Source organism: Rhizobium aouanii (assembly GCF_037002925.1).
GTDB lineage: Bacteria > Pseudomonadota > Alphaproteobacteria > Rhizobiales > Rhizobiaceae > Rhizobium > Rhizobium aouanii.
Genome location: NZ_JBAMYD010000006.1, coordinates 318786 through 332738 on the forward strand (window position 1 = coordinate 318786; position 13953 = coordinate 332738).

Here is a 13953-nt window from a genome sequence, read left to right on the forward strand (position 1 = left end):
TAAGAGATCGTTTACCATAAAACCAATGGCTTACGATTTCGACAGATTGGCAATTTCGAGCTTTTTGGAACCGGCGTTTCGCGCCGGTATCGCTCTCACCCGTCTCGACGAGCGCATCGCCCGCTCGCCGGTCGGAGCCGGCTTCCTCGAGCGCGCTCAGTTCACCGACGCCTGCGCCTCGCTGTGGATCGACGGCGAACTCGTCCATCTCGAAGACCTCGTCCTCCACGACGCCTTTCGCGATACCCGCACACCTACCCACGAACTCACCATCGCCCGCGACGTTCTTCGCACCCGCCGGCGCATTGTTGGTCAGTCGCCCGAATGGGCACTATCGCCCGACGGTTTGCGGACGCTCCGGCAGACGTCGGAAATCACATCGGTCGTCCCTGACGATGCGTCGATGGCCGGCACCATCCGACGCGTAGTCCCAAAGGATCCGGAAGGAGAGGGGGATGATGATGGTGATGACGACGCCAGGCTCAAGACTTGCCGGCGGTGCTGCAGTCGATAGTTGCTCTCGATGACGCAGCACGCCGCGCCATTCGTCGAGCCGAGCATCCTCGTCCCAGTCGAGATCGTAAATCATCGGATCTTTGTCATGAACGCTGCCGCGGCCGGGCCGGGTTGCGTTCTCGATCGCCGCCTCGGACCGGGCGAGAGCGCATCGATGGCGGCGTAGTCGACACCGGGCAGATCTTTGGCGTGCCTTTGAAACTGTTCGAAAGATACTGCAGTTCTCAGCGGGCGAGTGCATTCTCACCTTCGCCGTCGGCTGGCTTATCGATTACCTCACAGACAAACCTCAAACCGTCAACCGCCTTGCCCCGATTGAAATATCGGAAGATCAGCTCCGCGAATTCCTTCGCTACAAGGGCGAGCATGGTGGACGTTATGTCATCCAACGCCTCCTGTTGCGGCATATCTCAGGCATGACAGGCGCGAAATTCCAAAGCCCATTTTTCCTTAGATCAAAAGAGGCTCGGAAGGATCTATGGCTGGTGCATCTCTCGAACCACCTGAAGGCCAGGAACGTGATGGTCGACAGCCATTGGCTGATCAATAACCAATCCTTGCACCAGGGGCACGGTGGGTTGGAGATGCTTGGCTTCAATCCGAATCTCGATACCGGCAATGCTCCGGATTTTTGGTTTGGACTCAAGGACGAGGAAGTCATGAAGGATCGGCTCGCCGACGACTTCATGCGCCGGATCCGCGATACGCATGGTGACGCACCGGTCTCTTATGGTGACTTCGTAACATCGATCGCCAACGAGACGCCTGCTCGCCTGAGCGATATCAATAAGGTTACGGCGCTTCTGGTCGGGGAGAAGGAATTGGATCTCCGCAACGCGGCGAATTCACCAAAGCGCACATCTTCTCCGATCTATAGAGACACGATAGGTGTCTCTCAGCAAACGCGCTTGTGGCCGGCGCGGGCGCTTTGATCTTCGTGATCTCGGATAGGGTATCCATCTTCGTGGTAACCGCGACCAACTCGTCAACTTGGTTGAGTGAGGGCTTGTTGAAGCTGATTTCGGGCGGCTTCTTTTCCTTTTTCTGAGATATCTACACTTTGAGGATTACTAGCGATGGAATTACGGGAAAACGCTGGACGAGTGGCTGTGATTAAGTGGCCTGACCCGCTTCGCATCTATTATTTTTTGATCCTTGGCGACGACGAGTTGCCAGCTCACATGTCGCCCTTTCAAGGCTTCGGTCGAAATTGGGTTAGTCTGCATTGGGCCATGCGTGCGCTAACGAGCATGCCCGCAGACATCGACGAGCGAACACATGATGCCGCAGATATTGCGGTTCAACGGATCGCAGGAGGTCGGCGCCTCTCGTGGTATCCACTCGATATCGCGGCACTAGAAGAATTGACTGTTGATCAGCTGCCCATTTGCTGTGTCCTATTTTCTGGAGCGGGTGATGAAGCTGTCGCTCGGCGAATTGAGGCTTGGCGGGCGAAGGTCAACTTTGCAGCGTTGCACATCAGCCAGTACGAAGGGATTGGCATCTCAGGCTGGAATTTCCAACTCGGGCTCTTGCGCGATTATTGCATCAGGAAGCTGCGAGTTGCAGCAAAGAATCTCACTGGGAAGCAGTCGCAGGTCGTTACTCGGTCCGATGTTTCTTGGGATTGGCCCGAAACCACGTTGGAAAGTTACGACGTCAAAGGTCACAATATCGCAATCCCGAACCATATGGCGATGGCCAGGGTGGGTTATACACTTCAGCCATCTGTTCATTTCGCTTCTGAAGATGAGAAGGATTATACTGACGCGATCATAGAAAGCGCTGGGGCAGTCCTCAAGTTTCGGCGAGCTGTCGGAAATCACGATATCTTCGCATTGAACGCTGCAACAAGCGGAGCGATCCTTTTCGAGCCCGCCTTCTTCCGTGGCCTTTACGACAGGGTCCATGTGCCGGGCGCGGAGGGCAAGGCATTTCGCCGCGCTCTTAGATATTTTCAGAAGCAAAGGGGACTAAGCCCCACGCATGGAGAAGATGACAAAAAGTTTTTCGTAACGTCGAAAATGGCCAGAGTTATCTCGGGAATCCGTGCCGACGAGTTACGCACCCAAACACTTGCTGTTGGACTGCTGGCAGCACAGACGACGACACCTGTAGTCAGGCTAACTCCCGGCGTGAACCACGTGTTCACAGCGCTCTCCGACTATGCTCGTAATGTAAGGGCCGAACGCCCAGAGGCTCGACGTAAGGCGCCGCGGCTCTTCGCCGAGATTCAGCGACAGTTGAGTGTCGCAGTAGGTCAAGAAAGAGTGGATTTTATTAAACGCACCAGCGGGCCGCTGAAGATTATATCGGACGCCCCCTTGGAGTGGCTGCCGATCGATGACCTTCCCCTGTCGTTCCGCAGGGACTGCTCGCGGATACCAGTCACGCCGGGTAACGTGTTGATGGGACAGCTCCTGTCATTCGAGCCAATCTTTGTGGCACCCTCAGATTTCCGCAAGGTGTTGGTCGTGTCGTCTTTTGCGCCAACTGACCCGCTCCGAGATCTCCTTTCAGGCTCGATCAATATCATTCGCGATGCCTGGCCAGAGCTCGAGCTCGTTCACGTCAAAGTATCGAGCATCCAGGAGCTGGAGGCGGCGTTGAACCAATTTGGTGGTGCAATCCTGATCTTCGATGGTCACGGTTTCCCAAATGATAAAAAGCCCGTGGGCAAGCTGGAGATCGGAAGCCAGTCGCTCGATGTCTGGAGCCTTCGCGGAAAGGTACGCTGCCCGCCAATTATAATCCTGAGTGCCTGCGACACGCATGGTATAGACGCATCGAGCCATGCGACTGTCGCCAACGGCTTCATTGCTCTTGGGGCACGGACCGTCCTAGCCACATTCCTTCCTGTTGATTGCCGGAGATCTGCGATGCTCATAGGACGGCTGATGCATCGACTGGCCGAGTTCACGCCTGTTGCCGTGCGGGCATATGGGCGTGCGATCACCTGGACGGAGATTGTAAGCGGCATGTTGCGCATGTCGTTGGCGACCGAGATAATCAGCGAACTTGCCGGGCCGCCAGGTTCCGCCATTTTCGACGATTTGCAGGGGCATGCCAATATCGAAATAAACGGCCTTGATTCTCATTGGTTTGACAAGCTTATTGATCGTCTGGCCAGTGTGCGTGGCCTCGCGCCAAGCGCGATCCGCCCATCGGTCTTGGCTGCAGTCGCTAAGTCAGACACAATCCGCTACACGCAGTTGGGTAATCCCGAAACGATCGTCCTCAGCGATGAGTCATTGATCGAGATTGCTTTGCAGGCACTGGTTGGAACATCCGACAACCAGATTTCTGGCTAACCGGAGAAGCCAAGCGGCGTTCTACCTTGATGCACTGAATGGCGGATGACGTATTCTACTCACTCACCCCGCCGATCTAGGTGACGGCGATCAGCTCGGCGCCGCCGCCTTCTTCAGCAAGGCGTTCAGGGCCAGAAGCCACGACGTTAACGCGACTGCTGCGACCGATACGGATGGAGTGGTGGACGACGAATCTCTCCAAAGCTGCGGGACTCTTTCGAGCCAGCTATGCATGTCTTCCAAAAAAATGTGATCTAAAACAATAAGATGTCTTTAGGCGGAAGAAAAATTAACCGAGAGGCGTAGAAAATCTTCCGCATCGAGTTATAACTCACTGGCAAATGAGATCGGAAGCGCTTGTGGCAGCTGTGGCATCAAAACTTGAGAAAGACATTTTAAACCTGGCTCGCATAGCGCTCTCGGGCAGGCCGCAGGATGTCTTGCAGATGGTACATCGCATGGCGAAGGCACATCGCGAGAATGCGCCGGAGCTTGCGACGGGGCTGGTGGAGCTCATGCGGGAAGCTCCGACCCAGGCATCTCCGCTGCGCCGTCAAACGGAAGCTGTTCTCCCAACCGACGCAGACACCCGCTTCTCGCTGCTGCGGATTGAAGAGCCGCCCACTCTCGATCACGAGCCGGTTTTTTCCGTGGAGGTCGGCCGGTCTTTGGATCGGATTGTCGACGAGCGGACACATCTGGACGCTCTTCTAAAGGTGGGATTGGAGCCGACGCGTTCGGCAATCTTTACTGGACCCCCTGGTGTTGGTAAAACCATGGCGGCGCGCTGGGTTGCGCGATCGCTCAATCGACCACTGCTGATCCTTGACCTGGCAGCCGTCATGAGTAGCTATCTCGGTCGGACCGGGACCAATCTTCGGCATGTGCTAGATTATGCAAAGTCGATGCGGTGCGTCTTGCTGCTCGATGAACTGGACGCTATCGCAAAGCGGCGAGATGATCGCGGCGAGATCGGGGAATTGAAGCGGCTTGTCACTGTCCTCATTCAAGAAATTGATGACTGGCCGGCAACCGGACTGCTGTTGGCGGCGACCAATCACGCAGAGCTTCTCGATCCAGCTATCTGGCGACGCTTCGATCACGCGATCGAGTTTCCGATGCCGGATCCGCATGCGATCAGGGCCTTCGTGAAGGCCGCTCTCAGCCCCTATATGGAAAAGTCGGACGAATGGGCAGGAATCATGGCTGGAACGATGGCCGGTAAGTCCTTCAGCGATATTGATCGGGACCTCAAGTCTGCGCGCCGGCTTGCCGCTATTCGCGGTGGCGATCTGGCCAGCTATTTGAAGGATCTCATCCGTCCGGACCAGTTGGCGAAACCGGAACGAATTGCGCTGGCGCGGACGCTGGCTGGGGAGAGGCTGATGTCGCAACGTGCGGCGCACGAATTCACCGGTGTTGCACGCGAGACGATTAGAGGCGAACCTTCCAAACCCAAGGCGAAGCCGGGACGAAAGCGGAAACAGGATGGCGAAGCGCAACTTTCTTCTGGGCAAAGGTGAGCGGCTCACCAGCAACGTAATCGTGCGAAGCGGCCCACCCAACAAAGTGGCGCCCTATAGCTTTTCCGAAGCGCGTGCGCGCCTGTCGCCAATGCTTTCAACCACTGTCGAGACGCTCGATCAGTTGCCTGCGGTGGCATGTCCGCAAGATCATGCAGTTGCGTCTGTCACGCTGAACCCGGAATATATTGCCAAGTCCTTCTATCCAGGTGCATTGTTGAAGCAGACGGGCTTGCTTGCTGTCGGAAGCCGGCCGCGCCGGATCACACCGACCAAAAAGTCGATCGGGCGCGAACCTACCGAAACGCTGACGACCGAGCTCTTCTTGCTCGGTCCTCGATCCGCTTTCCGTCAGTGGCAGGGCGCCTTGCCACGATGGAACGACGGCTCCAGCCTTGCCGACGACATGATCACGATCGAGGAGATCGCGGCCCCAACCGTTCGCGACAAGATCAAGGGGCCGCTGCCCAGGGGTAGGGAGGCTGTCTTCGAAGTCGTTCTGCACACAGATCCACTCCTCGGCGAAACCCAGATTTTGCCGGCTTTTGACGTCTATCTCGCAACCCTCGGCATCGAGCAGGATCTTTCCAAGCGTTTTTACGCAGGTGGGCTATGCTTCGTTGAAATCGAGGCGCCCGTCGATCTTGCCGATGAAATTGCAACGTTCACGATTGTTCGCGCAATTAGGCAGATGCCGCGGCTTCGGATCTTGAGACCGGCCTTTCGAACGTCGGGACTGCCATCACAATCGATCCGGTTGCCCAGCGAACCCGCGGTGGATCCCTCGATCAGAGCTGCAATATTCGACGGTGGCCTTCCCGAAGACCATGTCCTTGACCCATGGGCGACTTCGATTGCAGGCCGACATGTCGGTGGATCTCATCCTGTGCTGGTAAGCCATGGCCTGCAGGTCACGTCTGCATTTCTATTCGGATCGCTCGATCCAACCGGGCCGATCGATGCTCCGTATTGCAATGTTGATCACTACCGGGTGCTTGACGCCGAGCCGGGGCAGGATCCACGCGAGCTCTATGAGGCGCTAGAGCGCATTGACTACGTCTTGAATAATCAGCCATACGATTTCGTCAATATTAGCATCGGTCCGAGTCTCTCCATAGAGGATGACGACGTGCACGCCTGGACTGCGGTTCTCGATGAGCGCTTCGCGCTTAACGACACTCTGGCCACCATCGCCGTGGGTAACAATGGTGAAGGTGACGCCATCATGGGCTTCAATCGTATCCAGGTTCCAGCCGACTGCATCAACGCGTTGGCGGTTGGCGCAGCAGATTCTCCCGGCGCGACTTGGCAGAGGGCACCTTATAGTGCTGTCGGGCCTGGGCGAAGCCCCGGCCTCATTAAACCCGACATCGTCGAGTTCGGAGGGTCCCTTCCGAGGCCGTTTCTCGTTGTTGCCGAAGGCCCGGTCGGCAAGCTAGAGCCGACCGGCGGGACGTCTTTCGCCGCCCCCAGTTCCCTGCGCCTCGGGGCTGGTTTGCGAGCCCATTTTGGCGATGCAGTAAATCTCCTTGCCGTGCGCTCACTTTTGATTCATTCGGCCGAACCGAGTGACCTTCCGCATGCAGAAGTCGGTTGGGGAAGGGTGGCGCGCACGATCGACGAGATGGTTCTGTGCGACGACAACACGATCCGGGTGATTTATCAGGGTGCGATATCGCCAGCCAAATATATTCGCGCCGCTGTACCCATGCCCGACACAGAACTCGCCGGCATGATCGAGATCACGGCAACACTTTGCTATAAATGCCAGACAGACCCTCATCATCCCGGCAACTACACACGCGCAGGCCTGACCGCCACTTTCCGTCCGCACGACGGGAAGTTCAAGGCTGACGAACAGGTCCATGCAAACTCGAGATCGTTCTTTGGCGACCCTGGTCTGGATGCAGGCGAGGACGAATTGCGGCGGGACGCGTGGAAATGGGAAAACTGCCTACACGCTTCCAGGCGATTCCAGGGCAAGAGCCTGAGCCGCCCTTGCTTTGACATTCACTACAATGCCCGGCTGGAAGGGCGAAACTTCTCGCCTGACGAGCAACTGGCTTATGCGTTGGTCATCACCGTTCGCGCAAGGAAAGTGGCCGATCTTTACGACCAGATCGTTCGCAAGTACGCCACAGTGCTTGAACCGATCCGGCCTGTCATCGATATCCCGGTGCGAACCTGATCCTTACTTGGTACTTCGCAGGAAACGAAGATATTCGAGAAGTTTTGCGTCTTCCTCGGGCGTCAGGTTAAGCTCGGTGAAGCTGTTGTGCACTGGAGGATGGGGTTTTTGCGCCTTCGACGTGACGGCATAGCCCGCCATTACCATCAGTTGCTCGTAATTGATTCTGTAGACGATTGCGAGCGAATGGAGGACGTTCGGGGAGGGCTTCTTAATCTTTCCGTTCTCGATTTGACTGAGATAAGCGTTTGAAACTTCGCGCTTTGTTGCTGCCTCCACCTCTCTCAGCTTCATCCCCCGATCCTCGCGGATCGAGGCGAGATAATGCCCGAGATTCGGAAGGGGCGCCGGCCTTTGTTCGGTGTCCTGATTCATGACCATCTGATAAGATATTGATTTATCGGAAATAATACTCTCGTCTGCTCATTCTGTCAAGCGTGCTAAGTATTGCTTGACACATCAAGCAGGCTTGTGCCACGATGCATTCATCGGCCGATACCGTCGGCTGCATTACACAAAGGACGAAGATATGAGCACAGTTGAAAAGGGTAACGACCCGGGCGAGGAACAGATCCTCGACGACATCATTGATCTTGAAGAATATGCCAAACTCGGCAAGCAGCCTCCGCTCGCCAAGGGCTATCGTCTTCAGGTCAACGGAAAACCGTTCGTCATTCAGAAGCCGAATCCGACCGGCTCGGAAATCCTGACGCTTGCAGGTCTTTTGCCTGCAAAGGATTATACCCTCCGGCTGAAGATGGTTGGCGAACGTCCGGAGAAGATCGCCCTCGACAAGGAGGTCGATCTGCGCCGCAAAGGGATCGAGAAGTTCAAGGCGCTGCCGCGCGATCAGACGGAGGGCTAAAGCAATGGAAATGCGGCGTGCTTTTGATCTCGGCGCGGAGGATGAGGAGTTCCTCGCTACCTATGAACGCCCCTGGGAAGCCATCATCGATGGCTCGCCTTGGGTCCTTATCCACGATTTTGCGGTACCTAAGGGCTACAACCACGAAAAGGTTACGGCAGCGATCCGGATCGAGGCAGGCTATCCGAATGCTCAGCTTGACATGGTCTATTTCTATCCTCCGCTCAGCCGTGTCGATGGACAGCCGATCGGTTGCACCGACGCGCAGCAGCCGCTGGATGGCCAGACTTACCAGCGCTGGTCGCGGCACCGCACCGCTGCCAATCCGTGGAAGATCGGTTTCGATAACCTCGGAACCCATGTTTTCCTGATCGAAGAATGGCTGGAACGGGAGTTCGAGAAATGCCCAGCAAAGTAACGCTCGCACTGTCGGGTGATCAGCATGCTCATCTGAAAAGCTTCCTGTTTCCTGGTGACGGTTACGAGGCTGTGGCTATCCTTCTCTGCGGTCGCCGAGATGGCGATCGCAACCATCGGCTGACGGTCCGAGAGATACACGACATCCCCTATGACGAATGCCTCGAGCGGTCCTCTGTCGGCGTCGTTTGGAGCCCTGACTACATTGCCGGCATTCTGGATCGAGCTGCTGAGACTGGACTGTCGGTTATCAAGATCCACAGCCACCCAGGCGGCTATGCGCAGTTTTCAGATGTCGATGATGCCGGCGATCACAAACTGTTGCCCATGATTCGGGGTTGGGTGGAAGCCGATATTCCGCATGGCAGTGTCGTCATGCTGCCTACCGGGGAGATGTTCGGCCGCGTGTTGGTCGATGAGAATGAAATGCGATCCATCGGAAGCATCAGTGTTGCGGGCGACGATCTGTTGTTCTGGTATCCGAACACGGGAGATGTCGAGATGCCGAGCTTTGTCGCCTCGCATGCGCAAGCCTTTGATGAGGGCACGATCGAACGACTCCGCAAGCTTTCTGTCGGTATTGTAGGATGCTCCGGCACCGGTAGCCCTGTGGTCGAGCAACTGGTACGTCTTGGTGTGGGCGAAATCATCATCGTTGACGATGATCCGATCGAAGACCGCAACGTGAACCGGATCATCAACTCGACCATGGACGACGCAAGGGCCGGCCGGAAGAAAGTCGATGTCCTCGGGGATGCAATCGACCGGATGGGCCTGGGCACCAGGGTTGTTCGAATGCCCCGCAATCTCTGGGACCCCGACGTCGTTCGCACCATCGCCCAATGTGATGTGCTTTTCGGGTGCATGGATACGGTCGACGGCCGCTATCTTCTCAACTGTATCGCCAGTCAATATCTCATACCGTACTTCGATATCGGGATCCGTCTCGACGCGATCCGCGACGGATATAATCACGGCCAGATTCGCGAGGTCTGCGGCACCATTCATTATCTGCAGCCCGGCCGATCATCGCTGATGAGCCGAGATCTTTTTTCGATGGAGGATGTCGCGGCGGCAGGTCTTCGCCGTACCGATCCAGATGCCCACAGGCGGCAATTAGAAGAGGGATACATTCGTGGCGCTGTCAACCGACGGCCAGCGGTGATCAGCGTCAACATGCTCGCAGCAGCGCTTGCGGTTGATGAGTTTCTTGCCCGGCTTCATCCGTTTCGGGAATTGCCGAATCAGAATTACGCGAGCGTTACCTTTAGCCTCGCGAGCATGGAGCTCATCTACGAAAGTGAAGCAGGAATCTGCCCAATACTTTTGCCCAAAACAGGCTTGGGGGATACCAGGCCGCTTCTCGGGATGCCGGAACTCGGAAAGCGTAGCTGATGAACTGGATTGTTCAATTCTTGACGTGGCTGCGCCTGCTGTTTGCCGGCTGGATTGACCCCCCCTACAAAACCATCGTGGTCCAAGCCCTTTTGCCGGAAAAGCTGAAAAATAAGGCCATATACATAGTGGAAGAGGACGGCTTCGAAGAACAGGCAGCCATGCTCTGCCCGCGCTGCCGTGATCACATTCTCCACATGAACCTTCTACCGGACGAGCGACCCTGCTGGACAATTATTTGCCATGATGACGGAACCGCATCACTGCATCCGTCAGTTTGGCGGAAGAAAGACTGCGGGGTCCATTTCTGGTTCAGGCGAGGCCGAGTTTTTTGGACTTGATCCTTAGGGCGGAGCTCACCCCCACCCGATCTATTCCACGCTTCTTTATAATCCGCTGACGGATTTCAATTTAGAGCGGCAGCAGGATTGCTGATCAGCGCGACTGGATACGAAGCGAAGCCATCGTGAATTCCGCTTCATGATTCAGTACGTTTCGCTTTCGGCATTGGCATGGCTCGACCTGTGATTTTGAAATGGCACGCCCTTCAGAGAACATGAAGAATGATGATCCGTCATTGAAGGAAAAGAGCCAACCCATAATCAACAGTGAGGTCGGGATAACCGAAAGGAGGAGCACTCACATTCGTGAGATATCAGTTTGATCAGAGTTACCGATAAGCAGATCGGTTGAGACGAATGCGCGTTCGTCTCAACATTTTTGATAGGACACCTGTAGAGTTGGTTCCCATAAAAGTGTGGCGGCGGAATTCGAGCCGCCGAAACAGGTTATTTATGCAGCAGTTTCGGAATTCCTCGCTGAAATTTGTGCATCGGTATCTTTGCTACGAATCAGATTAGCGTTAGAAACATCGCCCTCAGCGATCAACCATCGCTGGTAATACGAGCTGTTTTCGGAAACCAAATCATCGACATAGTGCCCGAGCTTACCCGCTTTAATATCAGATGAACGTGGCTTGTGCATGGTTTGTTCTCCCGTTGGCTTGATCATGCTATCAAAATTTTAAGGTTGAGTTAACTTGGAAAACCCGCTGTCCAGCATTGAGTTCCCCGAATTGTTTATTGGAATCGTTGCTCCAGTGGGCGTCGATATCTCTTCTACAATTCGATCGCTATCAGATTTCTTCGTTTCTCAGAGTTATCAAGTCATTCCGGTTAAAGTTACAGACTATTTTTCAAATATAAAAAGATCACTAAATATAGATAAGCCACTATCCAGTGGACCTACAGATATTAGAATTGATGACTACATTAATTTTGGGAATCACGTAAGATCATTATTTAATGACAACGCAATTTTGGCGGCATATACGATATTTCGGATAACAAGATTGAGGCAAAGATCGTTTAAACGCGAAGACAAAATTAGTTATTCACGTCGAGTTTTCATTATTCATCAATTCAAGCGCAAAGAAGAAGTCGATCTGATGAGGTCGGTTTATGGACGCGGTTTTTTTCAAATTTCGGTTTACTCGAAGAAGCTTTCTCGGATCGAGTATCTCTCCCGCAAACTTGCTCACGAGCAAAACAGCCCCGATGTAGATTCATTCAGGTCAACAGCCAACAATCTGGTGGTAAGAGATCAAAATGAGACCAGTAATTCACATGGTCAACGCGTTGGAAAAATCTTCCATGACGCCGATTTTATCATAAATCAGGATGAACTGGGAAAGGACTCCGTAAAAAAGCAAATAGAAAGATTTTGCTTTCTCCTATTTTCGGCGAATTATATTTCTCCAACAAAGATGGAATACTCGATGTTCGCGGCGAAAGCTGCGGCGCTTAGAACTTTGGATCTTTCAAGGCAAGTTGGAGCCGCCATATTTCGGCCTACAGGCGAAATACTAAGCATGGGTTCGAATGAAGTTCCAAAAGCGACAGGAGGGACATATTGGTGTGATGAACCTCCCTTCGATGCTCGAGAGTATACCTACGGAGAAGATTCCAATGATCGACGGAAGAAAGAGTTGCTCCGGGAGTTATTCGAGATTAGCAACCCTAGCGGCGATTTCGAAGCATATTTTGAGTCGAAGCCGATCCGCGACAGTCAATTTATGGACGCATTAGAATATGGCCGGATCGTCCATGCAGAGATGTCAGCCATTACTGATGCGGCTCGGCTTGGGATTCAGTTGAAGGGCGCAGTACTATATTGCACAACATTTCCGTGCCATATGTGTGCGAAGCACATTGTCGCGACCGGGATCTCGGAAGTGATCTTTCTTGAGCCTTACCCCAAGAGTTTGGCGTTTGATCTGCACTCCGATTCTATTCAGATAGAGGGCGCCAATCGAGGAATTTTCGACGAATACGATGCAGTGCGCTTTAAACACTTTCACGGCGTTACTCCGCGGAGGTACCGCGAACTGTTTGAGCGTTCCTCTCGGAAGCGGAATGGAGTTTTCGTCGAATTTATAAATGGGAACGCGCGACCCAACGTCAATTTCAAAGCACCATTTTATGCCGACCTAGAGTTACTGGTCATTAAGAGCGGAACGCGGGCCCTAAGCGAGATACTAGGCCCGTAATCTCACTTGTCCGCCCTAGTCCCCAAACGAACTGGGAGACTTATGTGTCGCGTTCGACCATTCCGGGCCAGGGTTACGGCGCTGACTCAACTTGTGACCGGTTCGGTTGGAGCTTCACATCAACGTTTCAACCTCGTCAACGCCCCTGTTCACGAGGGTTGCCGGGCATGGACACTAACATCCCAATTTTGCTGCATAATCGCAGATTTTCCAAGGGGGTCATCGGTTCGAGTTGGTTCAAGGCGATAGAGCCAGCATCCTATCTTGCGACCTATCTTCTCGACCGTTATACTGTTTTTGAAAAACAGTATAACACCGGAGTCGAGCTTATGAAGTCCATCGACCTCATGTATCAGACGATGCTCGCCGAACTGGGTCAGCGCTCGCTCGACGCCGCTTGGAGGGCCGATTTCCCTCGGGAGGGTCGGTTCACCCCGGCGAACATCAAAGGGCGCAAGTACTGGTACTTCGACATCCCAGATGGACATGGTGGTACCAAACGTCGTTACGTCGGTTCTGCTGATGATCCGGATATCGCGCAGCGCGTAGCTGATCATAAGCGGGACAAGGACGATCTACGCGCTCGCAGGCGCTTGGTAAATACTCTGACCCGCGAAGGCGGGATGATCGCCCCTGACGCCATGTCCGGCGACATCGTCGAGGCTCTTGCCGATGGCGGTCTCTTTCGGCTCCGGGGTGTTCTCATCGGCACGGTGGCCTTTCAATGTTATTCAGGACTGCTGGGCGTCCGCCTTCCCATGGCTGCGATCCTGACCGGCGATGCGGACATCGCCCAGGACTATGCCATCAGTCGGGAGGTTGAAGACAGTCTGCCTCCGATCGTAGAGTTGCTGCAGGGCGTCGACGCCAGCTTCCGGCCAGTTCCACATCGATCGGGATCCGCGGCCTCGTCGGCGTTTCAGAATGCCGACGGGTACAGGGTTGAATTCCTCACGTCGAACCGTGGTTCGGATGACTATATCGACCAGCCGGCGAAGATGCCCGCCCTTGGTGGCGCCAGCGCAGATCCACTACGCTTTCTCGACTTCCTCATAAGGGAACCCGTCAGGACAATGCTGCTCCACCGAAGCGGTGTCCCAGTCGTCGTCCCTGATCCGTCCCGGTATGCGGTCCACAAGCTCATAGTCGCCAGCCGCCGACACACTGACGGGCAGGGGCCGGCGAAGCGC

Annotated in this window: 11 protein-coding genes and 3 pseudogenes; 11 read left to right on the top strand and 3 right to left on the bottom strand. The window is 54.7% G+C overall.

Features of this window, described 5'->3' with window-relative positions:
- Positions 1-16: 16 nt before the first annotated feature.
- A pseudogene (locus V8P77_RS13560) lies at positions 17-469 on the top strand (RHE_PE00001 family protein); the annotation flags it as partial.
- Positions 470-511: 42 nt separating this feature from the next.
- Here V8P77_RS13560 and V8P77_RS34810 read toward each other — a convergent pair.
- Positions 512-702 (bottom strand): annotated as a pseudogene (locus tag V8P77_RS34810) (RHE_PE00001 family protein); the annotation flags it as partial.
- Between the two features lie 20 nt (positions 703-722).
- Between V8P77_RS34810 and tcmP the strand changes: the two are divergent.
- The 4 genes and pseudogenes from tcmP to V8P77_RS13580 all read left to right on the top strand — a co-directional run.
- Positions 723-1448 (top strand): annotated as a pseudogene (gene tcmP / locus V8P77_RS13565) (three-Cys-motif partner protein TcmP); the annotation flags it as partial.
- Positions 1449-1592: 144 nt separating this feature from the next.
- A complete protein-coding gene (locus V8P77_RS13570) occupies positions 1593-3827 on the top strand; it encodes a CHAT domain-containing protein (protein WP_264396497.1) in 2235 nt (744 codons plus the stop codon).
- 359 nt (positions 3828-4186) lie between these two features.
- Positions 4187-5350 (top strand): AAA family ATPase, encoded by a 1164-nt coding sequence (locus tag V8P77_RS13575; protein WP_264396496.1) that lies wholly within the window; start codon positions 4187-4189, stop codon positions 5348-5350.
- Positions 5316-7538: a S8 family peptidase gene (locus V8P77_RS13580; RefSeq protein WP_264396495.1), complete on the top strand. Its 2223-nt coding sequence runs from the start codon at positions 5316-5318 to the stop codon at positions 7536-7538. Before V8P77_RS13575 ends, V8P77_RS13580 begins: the two co-directional genes overlap by 35 nt.
- Before the next feature lie 3 nt (positions 7539-7541).
- On the opposite strand, the gene V8P77_RS13585 is transcribed toward V8P77_RS13580, so the two are convergent.
- A complete protein-coding gene (locus V8P77_RS13585) occupies positions 7542-7913 on the bottom strand; it encodes a helix-turn-helix domain-containing protein (protein ID WP_264396494.1) in 372 nt (123 codons plus the stop codon).
- 154 nt (positions 7914-8067) lie between these two features.
- On the opposite strand from V8P77_RS13585, the gene V8P77_RS13590 reads away from it, so the two are divergent.
- From V8P77_RS13590 to V8P77_RS13605, 4 genes are read left to right on the top strand one after another with little or no spacing between them, the layout of a single operon-like run.
- Complete coding sequence (locus tag V8P77_RS13590; RefSeq protein ID WP_264396493.1) at positions 8068-8403, top strand: multiubiquitin domain-containing protein; 336 nt, start codon at positions 8068-8070, stop codon at positions 8401-8403.
- Positions 8404-8407: 4 nt separating this feature from the next.
- On the top strand, positions 8408-8821 hold the full coding sequence (locus V8P77_RS13595; protein ID WP_264396492.1) for an E2/UBC family protein: 414 nt from the start codon (positions 8408-8410) through the stop codon (positions 8819-8821).
- Positions 8806-10215 (top strand): ThiF family adenylyltransferase, encoded by a 1410-nt coding sequence (locus tag V8P77_RS13600; RefSeq protein ID WP_264396491.1) that lies wholly within the window; start codon positions 8806-8808, stop codon positions 10213-10215. Before V8P77_RS13595 ends, V8P77_RS13600 begins: the two co-directional genes overlap by 16 nt.
- Positions 10215-10556, top strand: coding sequence for a ubiquitination-like system serine protease family protein (locus tag V8P77_RS13605; RefSeq protein WP_264396490.1), 342 nt, complete (start codon positions 10215-10217; stop codon positions 10554-10556). Before V8P77_RS13600 ends, V8P77_RS13605 begins: the two co-directional genes overlap by 1 nt.
- Before the next feature lie 451 nt (positions 10557-11007).
- On the opposite strand, the gene V8P77_RS13610 is transcribed toward V8P77_RS13605, so the two are convergent.
- Positions 11008-11199, bottom strand: coding sequence for a hypothetical protein (locus tag V8P77_RS13610; RefSeq protein WP_264396489.1), 192 nt, complete (start codon positions 11197-11199; stop codon positions 11008-11010).
- 55 nt (positions 11200-11254) lie between these two features.
- Between V8P77_RS13610 and V8P77_RS13615 the strand changes: the two genes are divergently transcribed.
- Positions 11255-12763, top strand: a complete 1509-nt coding sequence (locus tag V8P77_RS13615) for an anti-phage dCTP deaminase (RefSeq protein ID WP_264396488.1) — start codon at positions 11255-11257, stop codon at positions 12761-12763.
- Positions 12764-13092: 329 nt separating this feature from the next.
- Positions 13093-13953: nucleotidyltransferase family protein (locus V8P77_RS13620; protein WP_335912956.1), on the top strand; the 861-nt coding region annotated here is incomplete at its 3' end.

Coding starts and splice junctions, on each gene's coding strand:
- V8P77_RS13570 (WP_264396497.1), top strand. CDS start 1,593: ATGGAATTACGGGAAAACGCTGGACGAGTGGCTGTGATTAAGTGGCCT.
- V8P77_RS13580 (WP_264396495.1), top strand. CDS start 5,316: ATGGCGAAGCGCAACTTTCTTCTGGGCAAAGGTGAGCGGCTCACCAGC.
- V8P77_RS13585 (WP_264396494.1), bottom strand. CDS start 7,913: ATGAATCAGGACACCGAACAAAGGCCGGCGCCCCTTCCGAATCTCGGG.
- V8P77_RS13590 (WP_264396493.1), top strand. CDS start 8,068: ATGAGCACAGTTGAAAAGGGTAACGACCCGGGCGAGGAACAGATCCTC.
- V8P77_RS13595 (WP_264396492.1), top strand. CDS start 8,408: ATGGAAATGCGGCGTGCTTTTGATCTCGGCGCGGAGGATGAGGAGTTC.
- V8P77_RS13600 (WP_264396491.1), top strand. CDS start 8,806: ATGCCCAGCAAAGTAACGCTCGCACTGTCGGGTGATCAGCATGCTCAT.
- V8P77_RS13605 (WP_264396490.1), top strand. CDS start 10,215: ATGAACTGGATTGTTCAATTCTTGACGTGGCTGCGCCTGCTGTTTGCC.
- V8P77_RS13610 (WP_264396489.1), bottom strand. CDS start 11,199: ATGCACAAGCCACGTTCATCTGATATTAAAGCGGGTAAGCTCGGGCAC.